Annotated in this window: 23 protein-coding genes and 6 pseudogenes; 20 read left to right on the top strand and 9 right to left on the bottom strand. The window is 31.4% G+C overall.

The window, feature by feature from the left end; genetic code table 11:
* Nucleotides 1-223: 223 nt before the first annotated feature.
* From F5ESL0233_RS05495 to F5ESL0233_RS05480, 6 genes and pseudogenes are all read right to left on the bottom strand, one after another.
* Nucleotides 224-1,807: an ABC transporter ATP-binding protein gene (locus tag F5ESL0233_RS05495; protein WP_122059162.1), complete on the bottom strand. Its 1,584-nt coding sequence runs from the start codon at nt 1,805-1,807 to the stop codon at nt 224-226.
* Nucleotides 1,808-1,819: 12 nt separating this feature from the next.
* The gene (locus F5ESL0233_RS05490) at nt 1,820-3,010 is read right to left on the bottom strand and encodes an insulinase family protein (protein ID WP_122059161.1); all 1,191 of its coding nucleotides are present in this window, start codon (nt 3,008-3,010) and stop codon (nt 1,820-1,822) included.
* Nucleotides 2,986-4,101: a ThiF family adenylyltransferase gene (locus F5ESL0233_RS05485; RefSeq protein ID WP_158593137.1), complete on the bottom strand. Its 1,116-nt coding sequence runs from the start codon at nt 4,099-4,101 to the stop codon at nt 2,986-2,988. The genes F5ESL0233_RS05490 and F5ESL0233_RS05485 overlap by 25 nt, the downstream gene beginning before the upstream one ends.
* Before the next feature lie 81 nt (nt 4,102-4,182).
* Complete coding sequence (locus tag F5ESL0233_RS08465; RefSeq protein ID WP_255409632.1) at nt 4,183-4,305, bottom strand: hypothetical protein; 123 nt, start codon at nt 4,303-4,305, stop codon at nt 4,183-4,185.
* A 31-nt stretch (nt 4,306-4,336) separates the two neighbouring features.
* Nucleotides 4,337-4,459: a hypothetical protein gene (locus F5ESL0233_RS08460; protein ID WP_255409631.1), complete on the bottom strand. Its 123-nt coding sequence runs from the start codon at nt 4,457-4,459 to the stop codon at nt 4,337-4,339.
* 117 nt (nt 4,460-4,576) lie between these two features.
* Nucleotides 4,577-5,932 (bottom strand): annotated as a pseudogene (locus F5ESL0233_RS05480) (IS3 family transposase).
* Between the two features lie 421 nt (nt 5,933-6,353).
* On the opposite strand from F5ESL0233_RS05480, the pseudogene F5ESL0233_RS08400 reads away from it, so the two are divergent.
* The 5 genes and pseudogenes from F5ESL0233_RS08400 to F5ESL0233_RS08390 form a co-directional block, all read left to right on the top strand.
* A pseudogene (locus F5ESL0233_RS08400) lies at nt 6,354-7,423 on the top strand (aminotransferase class V-fold PLP-dependent enzyme).
* A 300-nt stretch (nt 7,424-7,723) separates the two neighbouring features.
* The gene (locus F5ESL0233_RS08395; RefSeq protein WP_233554968.1) at nt 7,724-8,059 is read left to right on the top strand and encodes a hypothetical protein; all 336 of its coding nucleotides are present in this window, start codon (nt 7,724-7,726) and stop codon (nt 8,057-8,059) included.
* Entirely contained in the window at nt 8,043-8,354 is a 312-nt protein-coding gene (locus tag F5ESL0233_RS05455) for a nucleoside triphosphate pyrophosphohydrolase (RefSeq protein WP_122059156.1), read from the top strand. The genes F5ESL0233_RS08395 and F5ESL0233_RS05455 overlap by 17 nt, the downstream gene beginning before the upstream one ends.
* A 449-nt stretch (nt 8,355-8,803) precedes the next feature.
* Nucleotides 8,804-9,154 (top strand): hypothetical protein, encoded by a 351-nt coding sequence (locus tag F5ESL0233_RS05450; RefSeq protein ID WP_122059154.1) that lies wholly within the window; start codon nt 8,804-8,806, stop codon nt 9,152-9,154.
* A gap of 204 nt (nt 9,155-9,358) precedes the next feature.
* Nucleotides 9,359-9,622: pseudogene (locus F5ESL0233_RS08390) on the top strand (ATP-binding cassette domain-containing protein); the annotation flags it as partial.
* A gap of 416 nt (nt 9,623-10,038) precedes the next feature.
* On the opposite strand, the gene F5ESL0233_RS05440 reads toward F5ESL0233_RS08390, so the two are convergent.
* The gene (locus F5ESL0233_RS05440) at nt 10,039-10,305 is read right to left on the bottom strand and encodes a hypothetical protein (protein WP_147442590.1); all 267 of its coding nucleotides are present in this window, start codon (nt 10,303-10,305) and stop codon (nt 10,039-10,041) included.
* A gap of 521 nt (nt 10,306-10,826) precedes the next feature.
* On the opposite strand from F5ESL0233_RS05440, the pseudogene F5ESL0233_RS05435 reads away from it, so the two are divergent.
* The 13 genes and pseudogenes from F5ESL0233_RS05435 (at nt 10,827) to F5ESL0233_RS05365 (ending at nt 20,620) form a co-directional block, all read left to right on the top strand.
* A pseudogene (locus F5ESL0233_RS05435) lies at nt 10,827-11,531 on the top strand (lantibiotic protection ABC transporter ATP-binding subunit).
* Nucleotides 11,532-11,645: 114 nt separating this feature from the next.
* Nucleotides 11,646-12,254, top strand: coding sequence for a hypothetical protein (locus F5ESL0233_RS05425; RefSeq protein ID WP_158593136.1), 609 nt, complete (start codon nt 11,646-11,648; stop codon nt 12,252-12,254).
* Nucleotides 12,247-12,987, top strand: a complete 741-nt coding sequence (locus F5ESL0233_RS05420; RefSeq protein WP_122059146.1) for an ABC transporter permease — start codon at nt 12,247-12,249, stop codon at nt 12,985-12,987. The genes F5ESL0233_RS05425 and F5ESL0233_RS05420 overlap by 8 nt, the downstream gene beginning before the upstream one ends.
* 97 nt (nt 12,988-13,084) lie before the next feature.
* A complete protein-coding gene (locus tag F5ESL0233_RS05415) occupies nt 13,085-13,432 on the top strand; it encodes a nucleoside triphosphate pyrophosphohydrolase (protein WP_122059144.1) in 348 nt (115 codons plus the stop codon).
* A 90-nt stretch (nt 13,433-13,522) separates the two neighbouring features.
* Entirely contained in the window at nt 13,523-13,921 is a 399-nt protein-coding gene (locus F5ESL0233_RS05410) for a hypothetical protein (protein WP_122059142.1), read from the top strand.
* Between the two features lie 1,063 nt (nt 13,922-14,984).
* A pseudogene (locus F5ESL0233_RS05400) lies at nt 14,985-15,872 on the top strand (ABC transporter ATP-binding protein).
* Nucleotides 15,862-16,419, top strand: coding sequence for an ABC transporter permease (locus F5ESL0233_RS05395; RefSeq protein WP_122059139.1), 558 nt, complete (start codon nt 15,862-15,864; stop codon nt 16,417-16,419). The pseudogene F5ESL0233_RS05400 and the gene F5ESL0233_RS05395 overlap by 11 nt, the downstream one beginning before the upstream one ends.
* A gap of 216 nt (nt 16,420-16,635) precedes the next feature.
* The gene (locus tag F5ESL0233_RS05390; RefSeq protein WP_233554967.1) at nt 16,636-17,403 is read left to right on the top strand and encodes an ABC transporter permease; all 768 of its coding nucleotides are present in this window, start codon (nt 16,636-16,638) and stop codon (nt 17,401-17,403) included.
* A gap of 30 nt (nt 17,404-17,433) precedes the next feature.
* A complete protein-coding gene (locus tag F5ESL0233_RS05385) occupies nt 17,434-17,835 on the top strand; it encodes an ABC transporter transmembrane domain-containing protein (protein WP_122059136.1) in 402 nt (133 codons plus the stop codon).
* Nucleotides 17,836-17,950: 115 nt separating this feature from the next.
* On the top strand, nt 17,951-18,226 hold the full coding sequence (locus tag F5ESL0233_RS05380; RefSeq protein WP_122059135.1) for a hypothetical protein: 276 nt from the start codon (nt 17,951-17,953) through the stop codon (nt 18,224-18,226).
* Nucleotides 18,227-18,968: 742 nt separating this feature from the next.
* On the top strand, nt 18,969-19,883 hold the full coding sequence (locus F5ESL0233_RS05375; protein WP_122059133.1) for an HNH endonuclease: 915 nt from the start codon (nt 18,969-18,971) through the stop codon (nt 19,881-19,883).
* Nucleotides 19,884-20,000: 117 nt separating this feature from the next.
* Nucleotides 20,001-20,258 carry a hypothetical protein gene (locus F5ESL0233_RS05370; protein ID WP_122059132.1) on the top strand — a complete coding sequence of 86 codons (258 nt, stop codon included), beginning with the start codon at nt 20,001-20,003 and terminating at the stop codon, nt 20,256-20,258.
* On the top strand, nt 20,252-20,620 hold the full coding sequence (locus F5ESL0233_RS05365) for a type II toxin-antitoxin system PemK/MazF family toxin (protein WP_122059130.1): 369 nt from the start codon (nt 20,252-20,254) through the stop codon (nt 20,618-20,620). Before F5ESL0233_RS05370 ends, F5ESL0233_RS05365 begins: the two co-directional genes overlap by 7 nt.
* Nucleotides 20,621-21,133: 513 nt before the next feature.
* On the opposite strand, the pseudogene F5ESL0233_RS05360 reads toward F5ESL0233_RS05365, so the two are convergent.
* Nucleotides 21,134-21,409: pseudogene (locus F5ESL0233_RS05360) on the bottom strand (tyrosine-type recombinase/integrase); the annotation flags it as partial.
* Nucleotides 21,410-21,439: 30 nt separating this feature from the next.
* Nucleotides 21,440-22,132, bottom strand: a complete 693-nt coding sequence (locus F5ESL0233_RS05355; protein ID WP_255409633.1) for a pyridoxal-phosphate dependent enzyme — start codon at nt 22,130-22,132, stop codon at nt 21,440-21,442.
* Between the two features lie 424 nt (nt 22,133-22,556).
* On the opposite strand from F5ESL0233_RS05355, the gene F5ESL0233_RS05350 reads away from it, so the two are divergent.
* Nucleotides 22,557-23,012 (top strand): hypothetical protein, encoded by a 456-nt coding sequence (locus F5ESL0233_RS05350; RefSeq protein WP_122021914.1) that lies wholly within the window; start codon nt 22,557-22,559, stop codon nt 23,010-23,012.
* Nucleotides 23,013-23,602: 590 nt separating this feature from the next.
* Nucleotides 23,603-24,073, top strand: coding sequence for an SLAP domain-containing protein (locus F5ESL0233_RS05340; RefSeq protein ID WP_122059127.1), 471 nt, complete (start codon nt 23,603-23,605; stop codon nt 24,071-24,073).
* Nucleotides 24,074-24,412 lie beyond the last annotated feature (339 nt).

Genomic DNA, 24,412 nt, shown 5'->3' with positions numbered 1-24,412 from the left:
CGTGGGCATGGGCCTAGCCACACGTATTTGATACTGGGGTAATCTTGCTTCATTTTATAAAGAACTATAACTAATGATTAATGAATTAAAACTTAAACTAAAAGACTTGACATTGGTATTCAACCAATGTCAAGTCTTTTTATAGCCTATATGTAACAGCTTTTCATGTATATTCATATATTTCTTAATTTTTGAAATGCCACATGACAAACCGAGATTACGATTATTTTGATAAATCAATTATTTGGTCAAACATAGCCTTTTCTTTTGATGTGATGTGATGTGCAACCTCGATAACCGTGCCATTGAAGTTATTTAAAATTGTTTGGTGTATTTGCATGGATAAATCTTGATCAAGAGAGGAAGTTGCTTCATCGGCCAATAATATTGGCCTTTTTGTTAGTAATGCTCGAGCAATTTCAATCCGTTGATTTTGACCACCTGATAGATTATTGCCATTTTTACCAAGTAAGTAGCTTAAGCCTTTTTCATTTACAAGATCAGTTAATCCGGCTCGCGTAATGGCATTATTCAGATTAGCTTTAGAAACTTGTCGACCCAAAGTGATATTGTATTCTAAAGTATCATTTAAAATAAATGGTTTTTGCTCGATAAACGAAAAATATTCATGTAATTTTGACCAATTTCCATTGGCTTCAAATTGATTAAGCTTATATGATCCAGAATTAAGTTGCTTCATCCCGATTAATACGCTTAATAAAGTTGATTTTCCCCAACCAGAAGGTGCCTCAAGGAGGACTTTTTCTCCAGATTTGATTTTTAGGTTAACATTAGTAAAAATCATCTGTTTTCCCTGACTCACTTCGGCATTTGTTAATTGTAATGATTGGAAAGTATCTGGAACATTGGTAAGAACTTTCTTGTTTTTGCTTGTCTTCATATATAAATCAATTTTCTTGATTTTATGTATAATTGGTTTTGCAGTTTTAATATCATTAAATGATTCAAAAATACCGACCACAGGATTAATAAAATTGTTTGCAAGTTGTGAAATCATCATAAATGTACCTAAAGTCAAATGACCGCTAACAATGAAATTGATTCCAATAGCAAAAGGAAGAAACATACTGAAAATATAGGCGATTATCATAGTCAGTTCATTAGACATACCTTTAGTCCAATTGGTTTTAAAAAGGGCTGTTTCCATTAACTTGGCTGCTTTGATTAATCTACTAACCATTGAATATTGAACATTATATATATTAGCCATTTCAACTCCAGAATGAGTCTCAATAACTGTATCAGTATATTTACTATTCAAATTTTCCCAAGTTTCAGAATTTTGCTCTATTTTAGGACCAAAAATTGATTGAATAATGGCAGGAACGAAAGAAGCTATTAAAAATACTAAAGCAATAATCCAAGAACTTACAAAGGCAGAGACTACAGCTGCACAGAATTGAATTAAATCAGAAATAATTGAAAGCTCTGCTTTAATACTATTAGTTTCAATTTGTTTAAGATCATTAGTCATAAACGAACTATCAATATTGTTATTATTGGATTGGTTATTCACTAAATAATCAGCAGTTAACCTTTTTAGAGTAAGATTGACTTCTTCTATGATTTTATAATAAAAATACTGATATATTATACCGACTATACCGAATATTAATAAGCCTAAAATGGCAAAAGCAGTTAGCCAGATTAAACTACCTTGGGGGTTCTGGGCGAAGTCAATAAATTTTTGAAAAACAAAAGCAACAAAAACAATTTGGAGAGATTTTAAAAAAGCAAGAAAAACATATAACGTTATTTTCCATGGTCGTGTGTAATTTATAATCATCGCTATTTCCTCTCAATTATATTCGACAAAAATATTTATATTATTGAGTTCTAGAAGCATTTTAGAAATCAGCTTATTATACTCATTTATAATTTCGTGATACTTAACACCCTCAAAAGAAGTTATCTTTTCTTGTTCATATTCCATATTAGAAAAAGAATTAACACTATGCTCAACACCATCAAATAAGACGTTTTGCTGAAAATATAAATTTTTAAAAGCATCTCTTAGTATCTTTTTAGATGTCTTTTCGAAATTAAACATTATATGTTTCAAATCTATAACTATACCTTTAGCTTCATTTGGTAAACCGGATAAAATCAGTTGTATGTAAACACTATTATATCTATAAATAGGTAAGGCTTTTATAAAGTATATCTGATGATTTGATTTACGTAACTGCAATATCAACGCATTTTCCCCAGAAGTTAATATTGAAAAAAATAAACTTAAAGCGTATATTTTAACTGTTGAAAGATTGCTATCAGTAAGCTTAAAAATCATTGAAACATTGGCAACCTGTGCGTTAGCAATGGTGCCCTTACAACTATATGATTTTGCCAGCAATATGTTTTTGCTTTTATTAAATGCGATATTTTTTGATGTATAAACTGGCAAGCTATCTAGTTGCTTTAAAATGGAGACTACGTTGTCTACATGATTACCTGTTGCCAAACATGAAATATTTTTAGCTGTTAAATTGTTCTTGGCAAACTTTAAAACCTTTTCTAAAGTAATATCATCTATATCATCCAAAGATCCTAAAACCGAATCTTGATATTCACCATTAGAATCAAACATTTTATTACGTGCTTCAGAAGCAAATTTCTCAAGTTGACTAGTGCGATATTGTAATAGTTCCTGTTTAACAATTGACTTTTCACTTTCCAAGTTTTTATCGGTAAGCTGAAAACTAGATAGATTATAGACAAATTTGGTTAAAAAATCGTATATATCATCTTCAATACCAATTATCTTAAAAGCTATAAATCTAAGAGTGGTACTACCACTAACATTCAAAAAGCTTGGTTTTTTAATTTGGTCTATTACTAAATGTTCAAATAAATGTGGTATTCCATTTTTATATTGCTCTTTTAAATGAATCTTAATGACTATGCCTGAAAGTTTACTTTCAGGCATTTTGATTACATTTATTTGTAGACCATTTTTAAATTTAATTATTTGATTGGGATTATTTGCCATAATTTATTATTACTTTCTGTGCCGCAAGTTGGACAATCACTTTGTCTTTCGAAACTAACAAAACTTTTTTCCTTTAATGAATTATAATCGAATCTGTATAGTACATTCCATTGCTGTCTTTTATTAGTTATTTGATCTAACCATTTTTTAACCATCCAGGAAGTCTCTAGCATTAAATTTGGAATAATAATAGGTGTGGTGGGCTTAAAATTGTTTTTCCGTAAAGCGTATACTAATTTTTCAAATTCCGTATCATTTGTAGCGTTTAGTAAGCAGTCAATACAACCAGATTTATTAGGATTAACCATTAACATTTTACATGAATCTCTTGAACTAAACCCATATAAACTAGGAATTTGCTTAATATAGCTAGCTCTATTTATTATTCTTTGTGCTACATAAGGGGGCTCGTCCATACAGCAGAAAGCCCAATTTGATTCGTTAGTTTCTATCTCATCTATTGCTGAATTTACAGAGATGATTTTTTTCTTGGATACAGTAATTTTAACATTAGAATTTCTTGATTTTAAAAATTGTTGGACAACATCAACTTTGAATTTTCCAATATCATCATTCTTGAAAAGGAATTGTCTATGTAGATTTGATTTATCTATTTTGTCATTGTCGACCAGATGTATGTGTCTAACGCCTAAATTCGTTAGTTGCAGAGCCAGTAAGCTTCCACCTCCACCTACTCCAAAAATTGTTACTTTCAAATTCTTTATTTTTTTAATGATATCTTGTCCATTAAGTCCTTCACTATAATAATATGTACAATCGCTTTTAAATTCATCGTTGCTTGTAAGTACGCTTAAGGGTTCATTTAATAAACTTAGTGAGTGAGCTTTTGATAATTTAACTATTAAAAGACTTAAACTTTTTAAATTGATCCAAGGAAAAGAAGATAAAATCTTTTCTACATTATTATTACCATCTAGCATATTTAATAAAGGTAATAATTTGTTCTCTTTGTCTGTTATTTCAATAACATCATTATCATCGGTACCTATTCTAATCGTGCCCTTTTCGTATTCATAAATCATTTTGTCTTGATGAATCATAGGATAATATTTTAGTAATTCGTCTTTCATATTAAATTCCCTATAAAAAAACACTGTGTAAGATATGTTGTTTTTCTTTACACAGCGCATAACAGTTTTTTATATTGTTTTTTAAATGAAGTACCAGTTATGGTGAGTCGAATCATTACGTACTTCAGAAATTTCAAAATCCATAGCACTAGTGGTTACTTGATCTGCGTTAACATAATTTTCAAATCTACTTTCTAATTTCATTTTTCTGCCCCAACATTATATTAAAATTTTATTAAATAAAGTACCAATTATGATGAGTTGAATCATTACGCACTTCAGAAACTTCAAAGTCTACATAGCCAATAGCTATTTGGCTTTTATCAATATATTTTTCAAATTCACTTGTCGATTCCATTTTAAACGCCTCCTTAAATATTAATAAAAAATAATTTTTTATAGTTAGTATCATAAATCCTTAATTTAATTTTGTCAACAAAAATAGAATCCTAAAATTAGGACAGTCGAATAAATTCTAACTGAGAACTAACTCCTGATATTCAATCGGGGTTAGTCCTTTCAGTTTGCTTTTGATTCTTTTGGTGTTGTAGTAGTCAATGTGTTTTCTGATCGCTTCTTCTAGTGCGGTTAAGTTCTTGAAGGCCTGTTCAAAGCCGTAGAACATTTCCCGCTTTAAGATGCCAAAGAAGCCTTCCATCAAGTCGTCATCCCCTTCTGGTCGATGCCATGATTTTTTAGCCAGGCTTGAAATTGCAGGTGCTGGTGCTGCCAGCACTGGTCCGTATGAAAGACCAAACCGTTCAGGGGTGGGTGTGTCTGCGCAAGGCCTGCCTTAACATGTCTATGGTCTGCTTAAGGTTGGGACTATGGAAAATGGTGTAGGCAATAATCTCCTGCGTGCAGCCATCGATGATGGGCGCCAGGTAGGTCTTCTACCAGTTAAGTTTGAACTCGGTCACGTCGGAATACCATTTGTGCTTGGGGTAAATCGCCCCAAAATTGTGCTTGATCAAGTTGGGCTTAATTGGACCTTGGGTGCCGTAGTAGCTGTTATACTTGCACCAGCGTTTACTAACCAAACCAAATAATTTCAGCTTCTTCATCAAACGCTACACTTTCTTGTGGTTGATTGCCAGGCGCCGCCTGAGCTCCAGGATAATCCGGCGGTGTTTATGTTTTTCATAACTGGCTTTGATTGTGATCATTACGACTTCATTGCCCTGGTCTTTGTCGCCCCGTTTAAGCGTGTAGTAGTAATTACTGCGCGATAAGTGCGGCAGATTAGGATTGGTATTGCATTAATAACTTCAAGAATAAAAGTTACGCTAACTTTGAGTTCACGCATCAGCTCTGTAACTGCCCGGGCTATTTCCGCGGCTTGCGGTTCTTGACCTGCTGATCGACCAAGGGGTTCAATTTTTTTACGAATTCGTTCTCGACGGTCAGCTTCAAGTTCTGCTGACGTAAACGTCCGTTTTCTTGTTTCAAGCGGTGATTTTCCTGCTTGATTAATTGTTCTCTTTTGGTCATGAGGCGGTCGTTCTCTCTGTTTGATAACGACATTATACCCATTTTCACGGTACTGAAGCAGCCAATTAAACAAAACACCTGAACTTTTAAGACCTAAATCAAGGGCTACCCGATAAATCGTTTCACCTTTGACCAGTACCCGCTTAATAGCTAGTTCCTTAAAGTTAACTGAATAGTTTGTATAAGGTCGGTCAAGAATGGCTGACCCATAATGATTGATAAGGGTTAAAAGATATTGAATCGTAGACCTGATAGCGGCGACTAAGTTCTGTGGCCCCACTTGCTGGTTTTGCCAAAGATGAAAGATTTCAATTTTGTCTTGTTTAGATAGTTTAACCATAAAAATATGACCTCCGAATTTGAAGTACAACTAAAAAGTTAGACATTTTATCATTATGCAAAACTTGTTTTTTGTTGGATAAATTTAGTTCAACAGACTGTAAAAACGTTAATAAATAATATAAGTAAATATTAAGAAAAAATATCACTATTTATTTTTAGTATAAAATACGAATATATATTAATAAAATTTATTTAAAGTTCGCTTTTTTGTTGATAAAATAAAATATTTTTTGCTTAAATAGGTTTTTTTGCTTGAAACACGTAGATTAAAATCAATGATAGAGTTATAAATATGTCAACAGATAAAATGATAGGGAGGAAAAGATGATTTACTTTGATAATGAGTCAACTACATATCCTAAACCTGAATATGTAAGGAAAGGAGTAATGATTTAATTGAGAATACTACGGGAAGTTCAATGAGGACCTCTAGTACAGAAGATACGGATATTATATTTGAGACAAGAAAAAAGATTGCAAAGCTATTGAATGTTGATTATCCGACAAGTATTGTCTTTACGTCTAATACAACTGATTCACTAAATATGATTATAGATGGTTTCTTAAAAGATGGAGATCATGCGGTTTCAACTGCTATAGAAGATAATTCTGTTGTACGCCCACTTATTAGACTTCGTAAAGAAAAAATATAAAAATAACGTGGATAAAATCGAATGAGTATGGTTATGTGAATCCAGATGAGATTATAAATGCAGTAACTGGTAGTACACGTTTAGTTGTGGTTAACCATGCATCAAATATTACAGGATCAATTCAAAATGTTGAAAAAGTTGGTAGTGCATTAAGAAAATATCCAAATGTGAAATTTCTGCTTGATACGTCACAATCTATTGGTCACATTCCTATAGATAATCAAAAAATAAAAGCCGATTTTATAGCTTTTACAGGTCATAAGTCTTTATTTGGTATTACAGGAATAGGAGGGTATTATATAAATCCAAAAGTAGAAATTCGTCCTTTTAAAGTCGGTGGCACAGGAGTATTATCAGAGCTTCTAGTGTAACCTAAGGGAATACCGTTGCAATATGAAGCAGGAACTATGAATACTCTTGGTATAGGATCCTTATATTATGGTATAAATTATTTAAATGATTTATTACAGAAAACTAAATCACTTATTACTAAATTATCTTTAATAAAACATGTTTCTGTTTATTCTAAGCCTAATCCAATAAGAATAGTTTCATTTAACATTGATGGCATAATTCCATCTAGATTATCAACATTTTTGGACGAAGATGCTGATATTAAAACTAGAGCAGGAATAATATGTGCGCCTTTTATACATGAATTTTTGAAAATTAATCTATTTGAATGTGTAAGGGTTAGTATGTCACAGTTTAATACAGAAGAAGAGATTGAAGAATTAATAAACTACATATCTAAAGTCGTAAGTAATCTAGACGCGGTAAAAAATATAAACATTCCAAATATATATTCTAGTCCAAGCATATATAATTTTGATTAGGAGGATACTATGAAAAATATAACAGATTTTTGCACTTTTTGTGAAAAAAAGAAACACCCGTATGTTATAAAACAAAAAATTTCGTTGTTTGTATTTCAGTAGGACCAATAGCACCAGGATATTCTTTAATTGTATCCAATGATCATTATAATTGTGTTGGTTTACTACCAGATGAGCTTCAATCAGAATTTTTGATTCTTAAAGAATTAGTTAGAGTAAAATTAACAAAAGAATATGGTAGTTGTATTTTTTTGAACATGGACGTGCAGGATATTGTCATGTTCAGACAGGAGAAGAATTGTGTTACCATGCCATATGCATGCTATTCCTGTAAAAGTTGATTTAGAAGATAGATTAATAAGTGACGGATTGTTTCCAATAAAATTAGAAGCACCATCAGCTATGTTTGAAAAGTGTTATGAGCTTGGTCAGTATCTGTATTTTGAGGATTTTAATCAAGAAGAATCTCTCTTTCAAATCACACGCCCAATTCCAAGACAGTATTTAAGAACTATTACTGCTGAAGCGATTGGCCGACCAGAATTAGCAAATTGGCATGACAACCCTAACTGGGAACAAGTAAATGCTGATAGAGATAAGTTAAAAGAAGTATTTAAAAATGAAAAAATTAGTTAGGGACAAAATTCCCGAATTTCTTGAGAATGCTAAGTTTCGTAAATTAGCTGATTCAGAACGAGAACCTGCTCTAAGGAAAAAACTGATTGAAGAAACAATGGAAGTTATAGAAGCCGACAGTTCAACTAACTTAATTGAAGAGCTAGGTGACGTTTATGAAGTTATCCTAACTTACCTAAAATTCAAGGGTGTTGACCAAGCAACGTTTTTAAAGCAAGTAGAAAAAAAGCGTACCTTAAAGGGCAGCTTTGCAGAATTTCTCGAGATGGAGCAGGGAGAAAATGATAACCAGTAGTGTTGTATTAATCGTTTTTGCTACTATTTCTTCATTCTCGCGTGGGATTATTTCCGTTATTGATCGTTACCAAATGGGATACCGGAAGCAAGGTTCTATCAATGTTAATTTTCTGAATAACATTTGGAGCGCGGTTTTAGTTACCTTTTTTTGATTTACATGTTGGTTAATTTTCATGGGCCGACGATTACTATAAGCTATTTGTTAAGAATGTTGCTGTATGCACTATTAACGCAATTAGTAGCATACGGTTATAGCTACGTAATGAAAAAAGTTTCGATTATGAAATCCGTTATTTTGAGCAAATTGTCAGATTTATTTATTCCATTAGCCATTTTTTTAACAATGGGTTACTTCAGTCGCTCATCGTATTTGGTATCAATTGGGTCGACGATTCTGGTTGTAATCTACATAGTTTTCAAACAACGACGTAGCTAATTAAATTTACATTGAGAACACTTGGTGTAATTGCTCCTTTATTAACGATTCAAGCGGCGCTGTCGCCATTATTGACTAAAGGACTAATTGCTGCAGCGGATCTGACCTTTTTTACAATTGGTACAATTTATATTCGCTACATAATTACTTGTATTACCTTTTGGGTTAAGAATAAAGCTTTTACAATTCAAAGAAGTAAAATATCTGTTAAAATTTTTGGGATCTATGCCGCACGTGCTTTTTTAACTTTGTTGCCCCAGATTGCCTACACTTTGGCAACGTCTTCCTCTAATTTAAGTATTGCATGGGTATTCTTGAACATGACATCTTTGTATAGCGTATTTTTCGGTAGTATTTCTTAAAAGAAAAGGCTAGTTGGTCGGACTTTTTGCTGATAGTTAGTATCTTAGCGATAGCGATAATCTCAAAGGCTTGATGAAAATTGATATTCTATAGAATATTCTACCGAACGCCAAGGTGTCTCAAGACACCAAGCCCGTTGCTACTTCCACGCAAACTTCAACGAGCAGCTTAGCTGCATTTGTCGGTTTAGATATATTACCGGTTTGCACAAAAATTTTAACAACGGTGAAAGTCTGACCTATCCGGACATTCACATCAAGGCCGGTGAAAAAATCTTGCTTTCAGGAGACAGCGGTACCGGTAAATCGACCCTGTTCAAATTGATTTTACAGGAACTAATGTCGACGACCGGAGAGATTACCTTTAGGGACAAAGAGGGCCGGATCATTGAACCCAATCTTAACTAAATAGGCTATATCCCGCAGGATCCCATCTTGTTTTCGGGTAGCATCAAGGAAAACATAACGACCAGCTGAACGCGGCCGCGCAAACCTGGGCCCAAAAGATGCAGCTGGCTGATAATTTGAGCAAGTTCCCGCAGCTTCAAGACATGTGCGGTCGGAAAATATATCTCAAAAAAGCTGAAGTGAAGCTAAAATTAGGACTACTTAATAACGTTTAATCAAAGACTGATTCTTGATGCTAAATCGAGGTTAGTCTTTTTAGTTTAATTTATACTTTTTAACTTTGAGCTTGCAAGTCTAACGACAAGTTTATTATTTTATCTGAAAGATTAATAATGGAAGAAACCAAACTTAGAATTTTAACTAATTGATTTTGTTTGAATGTTAGAACCGCTATTTAATCAGTTAGTGTTATTTTTAAAACAATCAGCTACTCAATATAGGAAATTATGGATTTAATAAATCTAAATATTAGGGGGTTAAAACCAAGTTGTTACTGATTTGGCAACGTCTTCGTTGAAGTTAGGTTTGTTTAGTTGAATAAGTAATTGTATTCCCTTTTTGGATAGTTTTTCTTTAAGTGCTAGCGTATTTAATTTTTTAATCAAATCTCTTTTAACCTGATATACATTTTTCTGGTGCTTTAGTTCTTTTACTGCGGTATCAATTAAACTCTGTTCAACAGAAGTAGGCATTTGTTGGTTTTCGAGTAGAGCTAATAGACTCGTATTATTTTTCAACATCATAATTCTTCCTTAGATAACTAAAATTACAATAATAACTTTATTTTACTCTAGTTCAATTTAATTGTAATGATGTTAAAATCAATTTAGCTAAAACCTATCTGCAAAAGTATTTTAAAATGAGGTTTTTCCAAATTAACTGTGTGTAAATTTATTGCAATTTTTACAGATAATTTTTGCAAAAAAATGCTAACTAAAAAATAAGAAGGTGCGATACTGTATTTTTTGGTAGTAAAATAAACTTTTTTAAGTATTTTAGAGTAATTGGCAGATAAATGGCTAAGCTGGAACTTAACTTTTTGAAATTTTAAATATCATTAAACAACCTTTTACCTGAAGAGTTATTGTGATCATTTAGTGAAAATTCAAGATTACTTCCTTATTTTAATAAAAGCCACAGGGAAGAGGACGTTTGCTAGTTTTCATGATATGATATATTACGAAATAATAATTAAAAATTATATACTTAGTACATATTGATATAATTATGGGGGAAATCTAAATACGTTTAGGAGAATATGCGCATGATTAATTTACTTGAAACAAAAAATCTGGTTAAAAAGTTTAAAGACCAACTAGTTTTAGATGGAATAAATTTACATATTCCAGAAAATAAAGTTTATTGTCTTTTAGGACCTAATGGAGCAGGTAAAACCACTTTAATGAAAATTTTAACGGGAATGATCCCGGCGTCAAGTGGTCAAGTCGAATTTGCTGGTCATGAATGGACAAGATCTGACTTAGCTAAGATTGGTTCATTAATTGAAAATGCTCCTTTATATAGCAATCTGACTGCTAAAGAGAATTTATAGATAATTTGTCGTTTGCGTGGCACAAGCGAAAGTGAGATTCCCAGTATTTTACAAACCGTCGGTCTTAACAATACTGGAAATAAATTAACGAAGAATTTTTCTTTAGGAATGAAAGAGCGGTTAGGAATTGGTTTAGCCTTAGTTGGACATCCTAAACTTTTGATTTTAGATGAGCCGACTAATGGACTAGACCCACTAGGCATCCAGCAGTTACGTAATTTGATTGCTGAATTCAAGCAGAAAGACATTACAATCATTATTTCTAGTCACATGCTCTCAGAAGTAGAACATCTAGCTGATAATATTGGTATTATTGGCGCCGGCAAGCTTCTCTTGGAACAACCATATGACCATGAAACTGATTTGGAAAAACTGTTTAATTCGACTTTGGAAAAGGTTGGTGTTCTATATGTTTAAAGTTTTAGAAAATGAAGTTTTTAAAACCAAAAGAACAATTATTAGACCCATAACGGTACTTTTCCCCCTTTTGGTTATGGTTTTCATCATTCTTTTTTTAATTCGACGGGTTATGTGCTTGAAAGTACGATTAATCAATGGAGCTTATTTTGGCTTAATTTATATTTGGCGTTAATTATTGGTCTAATCGATCGTTATGAAAAAAATAGTACGGAATATAAAACAATTTTAAGCTCGCCCACTAATTTGTTTACTTATGAATTAGGAAGAATCTTGCATGGTGTACTATTATCGTTTATTGTTAGTTTCTTTTTAGTCGTGTTTCTTATATTAACCAGTTTTATTTGGACGGTTAGAGTTGGAATCGTTTCCTGCCTAGTTGCAGTTGGAGGCCTTTTTTTAACGACTATCTGGGAAATCCCTCTTTATACGTGGTTAAGCAGAATATCTAACCTCTATATTACGCTTGGGCTAGCCTTTATCGGTTCTATGATTGGCTTATATTGTGTAACCACCTTTTCTTGGGGTCCGATTTTGCCGTATGGTTGGTCCAACCTATTTCCGGTGGCATTGATTAAATTACATATTAATGGTACTCCGATAAAAATTGGTGCGCTTGTGCCTAATGCTTCTTGGACTATTTTTGCTTCAATTGGCCTATTTATTATTTTCAGTTATTTGGCAGCCTATTCATTTCAAAAGCAGGTGATTAAAAATGCTTAAACGAATTTGTGGTGCGGAAAATGTCAAACTACGTCGTAGCATGCTACTTTATCTACATTTAATTGCTTTAATTTTCCTCCCCGTTATCTTTGGCTGGTATTATGGCAGTCGCAAAAATCTATCCAGTTCAGAAAATATGATCAATATATTTAATACTTTTTTGGCACTTGCTTCACCGCTTGTGATTAGCATTGTCGTGTGCATAGTCTATGATCGAGAGAAGAAGGCGGGAGACTTTAAAAATTGGCTAACCGAACCGATTAGCAGGGGCAAAATAGTAGGGGGGCAATTGTTTTATTACTGGCTGCTGTATGTAATTGAGATTATCGGCACGAATTTAATTTATTATCTAATCTTGGCTTTTGGTTTTAAAGTGGTTGACATTTCTTTTATTAAATTATTGCTTACTAGCATTGCCATGGCGCTTTTAGGCTTTTTACAGTATGAGCTTGCTGAAGTGGCTGTAATGAAGTGGAACGTTGGTGGTAGCTTAGTTTTAGGTTTTTTTGGCTCAGTAATTGCAATGTTGGCTACAACTTCCTTATTTGATTTTATTTGGCCAATCATTCCTTGGGCATGGCAAAGCCGTTTGACCGTCTTTTGGCTACCTGACATTCCGCTTGCTTATCAAAAAGTAGCCGCATTGACTTATGTTGTACCCGTTTTGTTAACCATCATCTTAAGTTGGCTGATTATGCGCTACTTTAGCCATTGGCAAGAAAAGGCAGAATAATGAAGTAGAGAAGTTTTTGATATTTTACAAAAAAAGTAGGAATTCATTATAGTATCATAAAAACTATTGTCTTTATTATTTTATAAGAGAATTTAAGATGAAAAAATTAGTTAGAGATAAAATACCTGAATTTGCTAAAGCGGCTAATTATCGTTACCTTACACATGACGAAATTGAGCCAGCCTTAAAGAAAAAATTAGTGGAAGAAACTGGCGAAGTAGTTAATGCGACCAGTGAAACCAACTTGGTTGAAGAGCTTGGTGATGTTTATGAAGTTTTAAGAGCTTATTTAGACTTTAAGGGGATTGACCAAGAACATTTTTTAAAGGTAGTTGCCCAAAAACGAGCAGAAAAGGGCGGCTTTACAGAATTTATTGAAATGGAAACTAAAAATTTGATTGAACGGTTTCCTTTTAGGGTTTTCCCACGATTCGGTGAATTGTAAAGTTGTATAAAAGATAATTAAATTGTATCTATATAAAATATGATAATCAACTTAATAAGTAAAAATGCTTACTTAATAGAGGAATATAATATGATTGGCAAAGTGAGCAGAGCTCTTTGGGGAATTATAGTTTCATTGTTTTTTATATTTTTACCAAAAATATCGACAAGTTTACCATATAAAATCAAGCATATACTGAATATGATATTTGGTTTTGGATATTGGAAACAGCTGATGCCAATATTTTTAATATTGCTGATATTGGGCTTGTTTAGGAATGCTGTAGATTTTTATGCTATTTATAAAACAAAAATAATGATATTGGTATTAATTGATATAGGGCAAATTTTTTTATTTTTATTTTTATTCATTGGAACAAATTTCTTTAACCATTTACTTATTTATTTATCTTACGCAATGAAATCCATTTCTTCATTTGCTTTAATATTAATTTTTGCTTTTGATATTATAGGTATATCGTTAAGCTGATAGGATAAAATAGTAACTTATTAGTTAAAATAAATATTAACGTATTTAAAAAATTATTTGGATTTAATAGATATAATTCGATTTTTGACTAATATGTTAATCGATTAAAAGTGATATATTTTTAGATAAGTCGTGAAAGCTAAACGATTTTTAAATTGTTTTTTACTATAAGTAGATTGTAAACCAATAACAATGTATAAAAATTAAACCATTGGCTATCCACATACTTAAAATATCGCTTTTTATCTGTAACCATAAAATCGCCTAGACGCTTACCCAAAATCTACCAATGCTATATTCGGCTGACCAGCAGACCATGTCTTATCAAAAAAATCAATAATTTTCACGTTAGCAAAAATATTAATCAAACAAAGCTTTTTACTGATTCCCACAAATTTAATATATTTATTGTGTTTGCTATAAAATAATTTTTTAGATCGTCCTAGTCTCAAGATGATTTCGTTTCTCAAGTTTTTAATTAATAGCTATCTAGTTAATGGTAGGAAATAAAGAAATTAATATATAAAAATATTTAAGCTTAGTAAGTAATTCTATGCAAAGTAGAATTTAATTAATCTCATCACAAAAAGATTAGCTGCAAATTTCTAATTTAATATAAACAGAGTCTGGTTTAAGATATCAAATCGTTTGCAGACTCTTTTTTGTTTATCAGTATTCTAAATATTTAATGAATAGATTTAGTTATAAAAAGTTTATCGCTGACGCCACATATTTCTGCTAACCAAAGATAGGATAATAAAGCGAAAAAATCAAATAATGTTTGGTATTTACGATGAACACCTGTAGATTACTTTAAAATTTTGGTAATAAAGCCATTTTTATACATGTCTAATTGCTGATAGTTTTTGTTCAATTTAGAAAATGAATCTCAATACTGAGTATTAATATCTAGTTTTAAATTGGTCATATTACTTAAAAATTAATTGTATAATAGTTTGCTTTTGTGTGTTATATAAGTAGAACAGCGAAACAGTTATAATGTAACAATGAATTTAAGTTATTTTAGAGGTTTAATTTAAAAATGAAACACGCTAATGAAGGAATACTTGAAGTCAGTAATGTAAACACTTATATAGGAAAAATTAAAATTATAAACAATATTTCTTTGAAGATTAAGGCAGGTGAAATTGTCGGTTTAATTGGACCTAATGGTGCGGGGAAAACCACGATTATGAAAACCATTTTAGGCTTGACGAAGTTTACCGGTAGTATCACCGTGGGTAATCGTCCAGTCACTGAGACTAATCATAGGGCTTTAGCAAGGGTTGGCGCTTTGATCGAGCATCCAGCTATCTATCCATTTTTAACGGGAAGACAGAATCTGGAATTATATGCCCGTAATAAAAGAGATCTAACTCAATTGGTTTCCACTTTGCAGATGGATTCTTATATTAATAATAAAGCCAAGGGTTATTCCTTAGGCATGAAACAGAAATTAGGGATTGCAATCGCTTTACTTAATCAACCTCAGTTAGTAATTTTAGATGAACCAATGAATGGCCTAGATATTGAAGCTACCATTGGCGTGCGCAAGTTAATTAAACGCTACGCCGATTAAGGAACAGCTTTTCTTATTTCGAGTCATATTTTAAGTGAACTGCAAAAGATTATGACTCAAGTGGTACTGATAACTTCAGGTAAAATTATTGTTGACCAACCAATTGAGGAATTTAATAAGACTAGTAAACAAAAATATAAAGTACTCACGGAAGATAATAATCGAGCAATGTCTCTTCTGCAGAAAGAAAAGATTCCGTTTATACTCAAGAATAATTTCTTAGTCATAGATCAAAAAAACATTTTTGCTATTCAGGATGTACTTTTGAAAAATAATATCCACTTGCAAGAAATACTGCCATTAGAGGCTAGCTTTGAGGAACTTGTCGTTAACATTCTGGACCGAGAAAGAGGTAAGGAAGATGGGCGTTAGTCTCAAAGAAGAGTTCTATAAATTTTACCACCAAAAGGTTGCAATGTATGGAGTAATAACTATGCTTGTTTTGATGGTCTACAGTGCACTAACAACAAACATTACCAAGAATACATTGGCATTTGGTTTTGGATCAGTCGAATGGATTCCAATTATTCTGATTGCTGTTGGGTCTGCATTTTTTGCCATGGAGTACAGCAATAATACGATTATTATGCTAATCTACAAAAATTCAAGCAAACTCAAAATTTATCTGGCCAAGCTCATTGTTGTTTTTGTTTATGGCTTTATACTGACAATTGGTGCTATTCTATTCACTTTTATATTGAATTGGCTTTTTGTACCTGGTGGATTTAGTTGGGGTGCAGCTTTTCATGCACATACGTTGAGAGACGCTCTTATACTTAATATGTTTGGTGAAGTAATCTACTCTGTTTTCATCATTGGGTTATCCTTCATGTTGACCATGCTTGTTAAAATCAATGCAGTAGTAATCTGTATTGGCTTAGCCCTAGCTTTTTTGGTGCCAGTCTTTCAGCTGGTCTGATGTCGTCTCTGCCATCACTGGTTAAGATTATCAAGTGGAACCCGCTTAATATGATTTTTATTTCCCAGCAGTTGACCAGAAGTTCGATTATCCTTAAATCCAATTTGACTAACATGCAATTGATTGTGACTACGTTGATTTATGGTATTTTGTTTGCGATTATAGGCTATTACCTCTTCAAAAATCGGCGGGTTTAAATTATAAGATGGAGAATAAATGATGTTTTATAGTATCAAACAAGAATTTTATAAGTTACGTCACAAAAAAATAGCTTGGATTGCTCCTATAATTTTATTAGTATTGATGATCTTGGCAGGCTATGCGCTGAGCGGTGAAGAAAACAAGCTGTTACTAGTACTATGTTTTGATGCACCTGATTGGATTATGTTTATACTGGTTGTAATAGGTGCTACGACCTTCTCGATGGAATTTCAGAATAATGCCATCTTAACTCTATTATATAAAGCCACTAATAAGGTTTATGTTTATTTGTCAAAGTACATTGTACTGTTTCTGTATGATGTCTTTTTGCACTTACTGGCACTTGTTTATACATTTTGTTTGCATTATACGCTTTTTCGAACTTCAGCAGTGTGGACAATGACCTATCTATACGGTCAGTCAATTTGGGAAAACATGTTAACGGCATTCATGGTTGATTTAGTTACGACAATGCTAATCATAACACTTGTTTTCTTACTATCTTGTTTAATTAATAATAATGCCATTGTAGTTACTCTAAGTTTTTTGTTAGTATTCATGGGGCAAACTATTTCTAGTAATTTGTTAAACTCAAATAAGTTCATCAATGTGATGAGGTGGAATCCATTAAATATGCTTAATTTAACTCGCCAGTTCGGTAATTACTCAATGTATGTTGAAACAACTCATCTGAATAATAATCAAATCCTTATCGGGTCAATGTTTTACATTATCATTTTCTTTATTCTAGGTTATCTGATTTTCCGTAAAAAACGCTATTAAAAGATACTGTGTGTAAGTAAGGAATTAATCATGAAAAAAGTACCTCTATTTAAAGTTACTGGACTATTTCTAATTGGTATATTATTAGGTATTTTTGGTAATCTTATAAATTTATTAATACCTTTACAAATCAGACAAACAATTGATTTAAAAAAATTACTAGGTAACTCTACAAATCTCAAATTAATCTTTGGTATTGTTGCCTTATTAATATTAAGTTCAATTATAGATTCTATAAGTGGATTTATAATTAGTCGTGAAGGTGATAAGCAAATAACAAGTGTTAGATTGCAACTACAAAATCATTTGTTGAAATTACCCTTAAGTTTTTTTAATAACAATATGAGTGGTCAATTAGCTAGTCGTGTAATTAATGATGCAACTATTGTAAAAAACTTCATATCGCAATCTGTGCCTTCTTTTGTTAATTAGGTAAAATTTCAGAAAAAATTTCTAAGGATTATCAAGGAAGGTTGGGAGATCTTAATGCTATAGCTACGGAATCTTTTCAAAATATAAGATCGGTAAAATTGAATGTGCTGAAAAAGTGTATTTAAAAAATGCACAATTTATAATATTTGATGAAGCTACTTCTAATCTGGATGCTGATTCAGAAAAACTTGTGACTAATTCAATGAATCTTCTTTCGAAGGAAAAAACATTAATTGTAATTGCACATAGATTATCAACGATTGTTGACTCTGATTGTATATATTTTCTTGATAAAAATCATATACAGGCTAATGGAACACATTCTGAATTGCTAAAAAATCTTCCTTCATATAGAAAATTTGTTAATGAGCAGATGTTAACTAAAGAATAGCTTTGAAGATTATAAATCACTAAAAAGAATTAAAAAAATCTATTTTATCAGTAAACTAGTAGTTAGGCTCAGTCAAGTGTCTAACTATCACTTGAACTTAGTGATGAATAACCATAATTGTAGCCCCCAACTTTATCTGCAGACACGAAGTTGAAAGCTATGCCAGTAAATCTAGATAGACTAGAGGCTTACTTAATGTGATAGCACATGCTTATTGCATTGATGTTCAGCTGTTGGCAAACTAATTAAGTAAGGATTATGGTAAAGCATGTTCTTGATTTATCCAATTCACTGCTTGTAAACAAAAAAGCTAATCGTAAAGATTAGCTAAGACAACCAGTAATTTGTATCACGTAAAGAGTTAGCGACTAGCAATCGCTGGCTCTTTCTTTGTATGATTATAAAGCAAAGTGGTTATTAAATTCAATAATAATTTTTAAAAAAGCTTTAAATCAATAACTTAGGACCTTTCTGTTACTTCATTTTTTAGTACAAGTATTCTAACTAAACTACACACAACAGTTAAAAGCATTACCAATATTTTCTAACGAAAATTTTCATACTTTTCACTAATTACATTTGGCTAAAAGTATAACTGACTTTAAAAAGATGCTTGTCTGTCAAGATGAGTTTACTACCAAATATAGTTAAATAATTTTTGACCACTACTTTATAAATATAATATAATTATATTTGTATAGTTTTTAATGACGTGATTTATTACAATGAATGGTAGATATATATGGATACTAATACTAATATTGATATGAATATTAATGATATTAATTTGTCAAAATACGACTCTTTTATATACATATGGAACGAAAGCAGTAATAATAAATATAAGGGAAAATATAAATTTATAAGTATAAATGACCCTCAAGAAATTAATAATACCCCATTAAAGGATACTTCAAAAAGATTTGATGGACGAAAAGAGGCGGAGATAGAAGCGCTAAAAGCAGCATTAAAAGAAATAAATTCACAAAATAAAAAATATATCTTTGTCTTTTCACAAAGCATTAAAGATCTAAAAAATGGCGATTTACAATCAAATCCGAAATGCTTAATCAATAAATTTTCCAGTAGTGCCTTTGTTTCAATTAATTCATATTGTAAGAGATTTGGATATAAAATAAAAAATAATGCTAGAAAAAATGATAATAAAAATAATAATAATTTTAAAAAAAAATTCTGTGCTTATTGCCATAATCAACTTACAAATAGCGGTCAAATAGATCACGTTATTCCAATATGGGCAGGGGGCAATGGCGAAATTGATAACTTACTTGTCACATGTGAGAAATGCAATAATAATAAGGGATCAAGAATATTGAGTTGTTCACTTGCTGAATTCCCATCTAAAAGTTTGTATGAAGCACAAAGAAATTATAGATTCTACTTATTTAAAAATAAATATCTAGTAAGACGTCAAAAAAATTGGAGATATAAAGAATATTTTACTATATTTATAAAAGATAAAGGTAATTATATTAATAGAGATAAAGAGGTTGGATGCCAATTTATTATTTGTTGTAAAGAAAATGACTTAATCCTAATAGATAGAGCAAATCAAATAAAAATAGAAAAGGCTTTAATTAAAAAACAATATAAACAAATAGATTCTATTATAGATTCTAATAAATCATCTAAATAACTATTAAGACCGGATTGCTGATTAAAATCAATATCACCTAAATTGTGGAGAGATATACTTGAAACCTTTTTAGCAACAGTGTATACTTGTACTAACATAGTTAGGGAGTTGATATTAATGGAAAAGAAATTAGGTAACTTTGTTGCTAGAAAAGTAGGTAATTCTACAGCTCTCACGGTTCCGAGTAAGGCGGGTGTTAAACTTGGTCAACGATTTGAATTGATTCAAGAAGATAATGACACTTTAATCTATAAGACTATTGACTCTAATCCATGGTTTAATGGTGAATATGACAATATTGACTTTAAAAAAGAAATTGAAAAAGTAGGTAATCCTGATACTATGCAGGTTGGTAAGGAGAATATTCCGTGGTAGCCCCCAAACAAGGAGATATTATTTGGATAGATGCTGAACCTCATGCAGGACGAGAAGAAGGTGGGCATAGTTTCCAATCTGGTAATATTCAAAGACCAGCGATAGTTATATCAAATAATGCATATAATCAAAAGACAGGATTAGTTATTTGTATGCCTCTTACGCATAATATTAATAAAAATAATGGTGAGCTATACTATCCTGTTGCTGATATCAATAGTGGAGTATCTGGTAGTGTAATTACTTTTTACATGCCTAATTATGATTTTTTGGGTCGACACGGTAAAATTGTTGGGCATGTTAGTGACAAAGATTTGGATAGCTTGCTATCTAGAGCATATCAAATTTTAGATAAGCGCTAATTTTATCAAAATATCGGAATTAGTTTCTAGTCAGCATAACTTTTTATAATTTAGCTTTAAAAAGTTTATTGTCGAGGTTCTATAACTATCTTGATAATAGGTTGCTTTTGTGTTTTTAATTTTTTGTTCTTGCTACACAAATGCTACAAAAGTAGATTTTGGCAATTTTATGTTGGGAAAATAAGTTTAATCTTTAATAAATGCTGATTTATCCAATTCTTAAAGAATTATTTTTATGTGTCGAATTTGGGGAAAATAAAAAAGATAGACTAAGTCTATGCTTTGATGATATTTTCTTAACGTTTAAATCTAAATCTTCGAGTTGTTTACTTATTGAATTAAGACAAAAGAAGAAAAAATCCAAATAATTAAATTATGATATAGGCTGTAGTGATCATAGAGTTGGTCACACAGTTTTTTTGTTAACGGCTTAAAAGGACTGTTATAAAAATAAGTGAAAGCATACTTTAAGCTTATTTAATTTTGGCTTTTTATTTTACCTATATTTTCATCCTACTTAATTTTATTTAATGCTTCTTTTTGCTTTGATTGACCAATATGCGTGTATAAATCCGTTGCACTGGTACCTTTCTGTCCCAATTGTTGTGATACAAGAACTTGATCTTTAGTCTCTTGATATAGTTCTGAAGCAAGTGTGTGACGTAACTTATGGGGTGTAATTGGTCGTCCAAACGCTGTTGAATATTTTTCAACAAAACGTTCAATGGCAGCAGACGTTATACGCTTGTAATTTCCGCGATATTTAGTTAGAAACAAACTTTTTTCTTTCCTAAATATGATCATTAATAAGGGCTGTATTCAAAAACGCGGGATGAATGCTAGAACCAATACTAGGAATATAATGAGCATGGGCTGGAGAGTTAATATGGAACTTCCATTAGCGTCAGCAGCAATTGTTTTGCAATTTACCTGACTTTCCTTAATTCGTTTTGAGACGCCAGTGATTGTTTCTAGTGCACTTACCGCAATAAATATGTAGTCAAAATTAAAGCCAGATTTTATTATTTCTTCCCCTAAACTTAGGTAATGTACTTTAAAGTTATTTGGGATATTATACTGATTTGTCCAATATGAGTTAGGATGTTTATCTAAAAATTTTTTCATTGTAGCTAATCTGGTTTTTAAAAAGCCCCCAGTGTTATCTCGTTGTGATACTTTTATTACTGTTGAACAAAGAGTATGCAGCAAATTTTCGTAAGAAGGATTGATGTTTGGATCAATAACAGGCACAAATTTGAGCCCAATTTGATTACAAAGTGCTGCTAGTAAAATCGCAAAATTACCAGATGAAGACTCTACAACAATTGTATCTCTATTAATATTTCCGGCCTTGATAGCTTCTTTAAGAATATAATAAGCTGGTCTTGCTTTTAAATTATTAAAAGACTTCAGCTTGACTAGAATTTTGATATTGTTTATTTTACCTAAATCGTGTATTGGCGTGTTCCTTTTTGTTTGTAATTTTTGAAGGAAAAGTACGCTCTTTAATATATGAATTTTTCAATTAAATAGTACCAAAAAATTTTATTTACTAATGTATTAACAGTGTTAACATTATTTAGTATTATTAGGAGGTAGACTAATGATACAGGTAGAGTTTGTGCAATAGCGATTTCATATATTCATAGAGATGATATCCCTTGGCGATGTCGGTTTGTTGATCTCGATAGTAAATTAAATGGAAATTTAATTTTAAATCAGGTACTAATGTATTCATATCGTTATCGTAATGGGGAAATAGTTGGTCATTGTAAAGGCAGTGAGCTAATGGATAAATTGTGAAAAATTGTTTCAAGCATTTTTGATATTTAATTATATTTAAATGTAAAGTGTAATGAATAGAACTAGTAGCTAGTGTAGTTATCGATTTTTTGTAGTCTAATTGAATAGTCTTAGTAAGAAAGGAGAAATTCCAGTGAAATTTAGAATAATTAAACGTATAGTCATAAGCACAATGTTAGTATTACCCGCTGTAGGAACAGTAGCAATGAATACAAATGTATGCGAAGTCCAAGCTAGTAAGAAGTATCCATTGTTTACCTTCCCTAAAAACATCAGAGGTAAGTGGTACTTTGTAAGTAAAAAGGGTAAAGTTGGTATAGATAGGTTTACCAAGCATACTTTTAACTGTATTAAAGTTTATAAAAATTCACCTAAATTAAACCCATTACTTGACAAATATGGTTGGACTGAGAAAAAATTTATGCTTGGTTCTAAACAAGGAAATCATATTGTATTTGGTTACCCACAAGTAGACGAATGGTATATTAATAGGAGTGGGGATCATATTGTAAAAGGTATGAATGGTCCAAGTTGGAACGAATATCGTAGTTTAGCTAAAGCAAAAAAACATCCAGTTAAATATTTCTAAAAGATAATATGGGTAAACTTAATGGTGAACTATAATTAATAAAATCAGTAACCCAAAATTACATGAATGGTGTGTTAAAAGGAACGCATACCCAATTTATAAAAAGCTAAAAAGTATCCCCTATTGTATTTACATCCGATTGAACGTGATTTGGAAGATTACTATGATTGGTCTAGAAGAGTATGAGAAGGATTATCTAAATCAAAGTGCTTTCAATAGTAAATGGTTTTTTCTATCAATGTGAAATTCTAATAAGCGTATTAATGAGCGAAGATATTATATGATAATGTATAGAGTAGGAGCGCTATTGGATATCAATTATTTTGGTACACACACCATGCGGAAAATAGTGTTTATAAACAAGTACCATCATAATATAGCCTTAGTAATGAAACTATTGAACCATTCCTCGGAAAAAATATCTCTAGAATACTTGGGTCTAAATTAGGAGCCAGAGAGCAAATGTTGGACGCAATCGCCTTTGGATGAAATAAAATTGATTTTAGGAAGAGACTTGTTCGACATGGTTATGCTTATCGACTAAATTAGTAAATAATTTAATTCAGTTGATAATAGTTAGGAGAAAAATAATGAAACAAAAAAGATTTAATGCAAGTTTGCTATTAAGCACTTTACTTTTATTTTGCATAAGTTTTGGATCAATAACTACAACGTTTGCAAAAGTAAATAATAATACATCCGTTGTTGCAAAAAAGTCTACTATATACGTGCCAAATGAAAGACTAGCTGCATATATGCCTACAAAAGGAAAGGTAGCAAAAGGAACAAAAGTAAATTTGCTTTCTTCTGTAATTTCAAATGGTCGTTGTTTTGATGAAATTTCAGATGGTAAGTTTATTGTGGCTACTAACCTAAAAGGAAAAAGCCGTAAATTAAAGAAAGATGCGTATGTTATTTTCCCAGATGGTGGAAAATTAAAAAAGCTAAAAAAGAACACTAAAGTAATGACATATGGACTACAGATTACAGGTTACTTAAATAAAAAGTACTATATAGTAAAAGGTGGAAAGTTTGTCAAAAAGTTAGCTTTTATTAATTAATAAAAGAATATTCAATAGGTAGCCCAGTCTCATAGTACACCAAAGATATTGTTGTTCCAGAACAATTGATTATCGATTCTGAGATTCTTTGTCAAACATCCTAAAATAGGCGGCAGATAAAAGTGTGACAATACTTTTATCTGCTTTTTCTGTTTACTTAAAGTTGGCTTTCTCCAGATAGCTGTTGAATTTGCGTTGAACAATTTAGGTAGGCTCATCTTATAATCCCTATCTATCAACTTAACTTTTCTAGTCATCTTAGGAGTATTAGGATGAAACAAATCGCTAAGTTATTCAATAGCTTAGCGATTTGTTGGTAATCCAAAAGAATGGAAGGCA

The sequence above is a fragment of the Lactobacillus sp. ESL0233 genome (assembly GCF_003692995.1).
Lineage (GTDB): Bacteria > Bacillota > Bacilli > Lactobacillales > Lactobacillaceae > Lactobacillus > Lactobacillus bombicola.
Note: the sequence above shows the minus strand (reverse complement) of the source record. Positions and strands in the feature narration are given on the sequence as shown.

Coding starts and splice junctions, on each gene's coding strand:
- F5ESL0233_RS05340 (WP_122059127.1), top strand. CDS start 23,603: ATGAAACAAAAAAGATTTAATGCAAGTTTGCTATTAAGCACTTTACTT.
- F5ESL0233_RS05455 (WP_122059156.1), top strand. CDS start 8,043: ATGAAAAAATTAGTTAGGGACAAAATTCCCGAATTTCTTGAGAATGCT.
- F5ESL0233_RS05490 (WP_122059161.1), bottom strand. CDS start 3,010: ATGGCAAATAATCCCAATCAAATAATTAAATTTAAAAATGGTCTACAA.
- F5ESL0233_RS05410 (WP_122059142.1), top strand. CDS start 13,523: ATGATTGGCAAAGTGAGCAGAGCTCTTTGGGGAATTATAGTTTCATTG.
- F5ESL0233_RS05385 (WP_122059136.1), top strand. CDS start 17,434: ATGAAAAAAGTACCTCTATTTAAAGTTACTGGACTATTTCTAATTGGT.
- F5ESL0233_RS05485 (WP_158593137.1), bottom strand. CDS start 4,101: ATGAAAGACGAATTACTAAAATATTATCCTATGATTCATCAAGACAAA.
- F5ESL0233_RS08465 (WP_255409632.1), bottom strand. CDS start 4,305: ATGAAATTAGAAAGTAGATTTGAAAATTATGTTAACGCAGATCAAGTA.
- F5ESL0233_RS05440 (WP_147442590.1), bottom strand. CDS start 10,305: ATGATGTTGAAAAATAATACGAGTCTATTAGCTCTACTCGAAAACCAA.
- F5ESL0233_RS05370 (WP_122059132.1), top strand. CDS start 20,001: ATGGAAAAGAAATTAGGTAACTTTGTTGCTAGAAAAGTAGGTAATTCT.
- F5ESL0233_RS05375 (WP_122059133.1), top strand. CDS start 18,969: ATGGATACTAATACTAATATTGATATGAATATTAATGATATTAATTTG.
- F5ESL0233_RS05415 (WP_122059144.1), top strand. CDS start 13,085: ATGAAAAAATTAGTTAGAGATAAAATACCTGAATTTGCTAAAGCGGCT.
- F5ESL0233_RS05420 (WP_122059146.1), top strand. CDS start 12,247: ATGCTTAAACGAATTTGTGGTGCGGAAAATGTCAAACTACGTCGTAGC.
- F5ESL0233_RS05495 (WP_122059162.1), bottom strand. CDS start 1,807: ATGATTATAAATTACACACGACCATGGAAAATAACGTTATATGTTTTT.
- F5ESL0233_RS05395 (WP_122059139.1), top strand. CDS start 15,862: ATGGGCGTTAGTCTCAAAGAAGAGTTCTATAAATTTTACCACCAAAAG.
- F5ESL0233_RS05390 (WP_233554967.1), top strand. CDS start 16,636: ATGATGTTTTATAGTATCAAACAAGAATTTTATAAGTTACGTCACAAA.
- F5ESL0233_RS08460 (WP_255409631.1), bottom strand. CDS start 4,459: ATGGAATCGACAAGTGAATTTGAAAAATATATTGATAAAAGCCAAATA.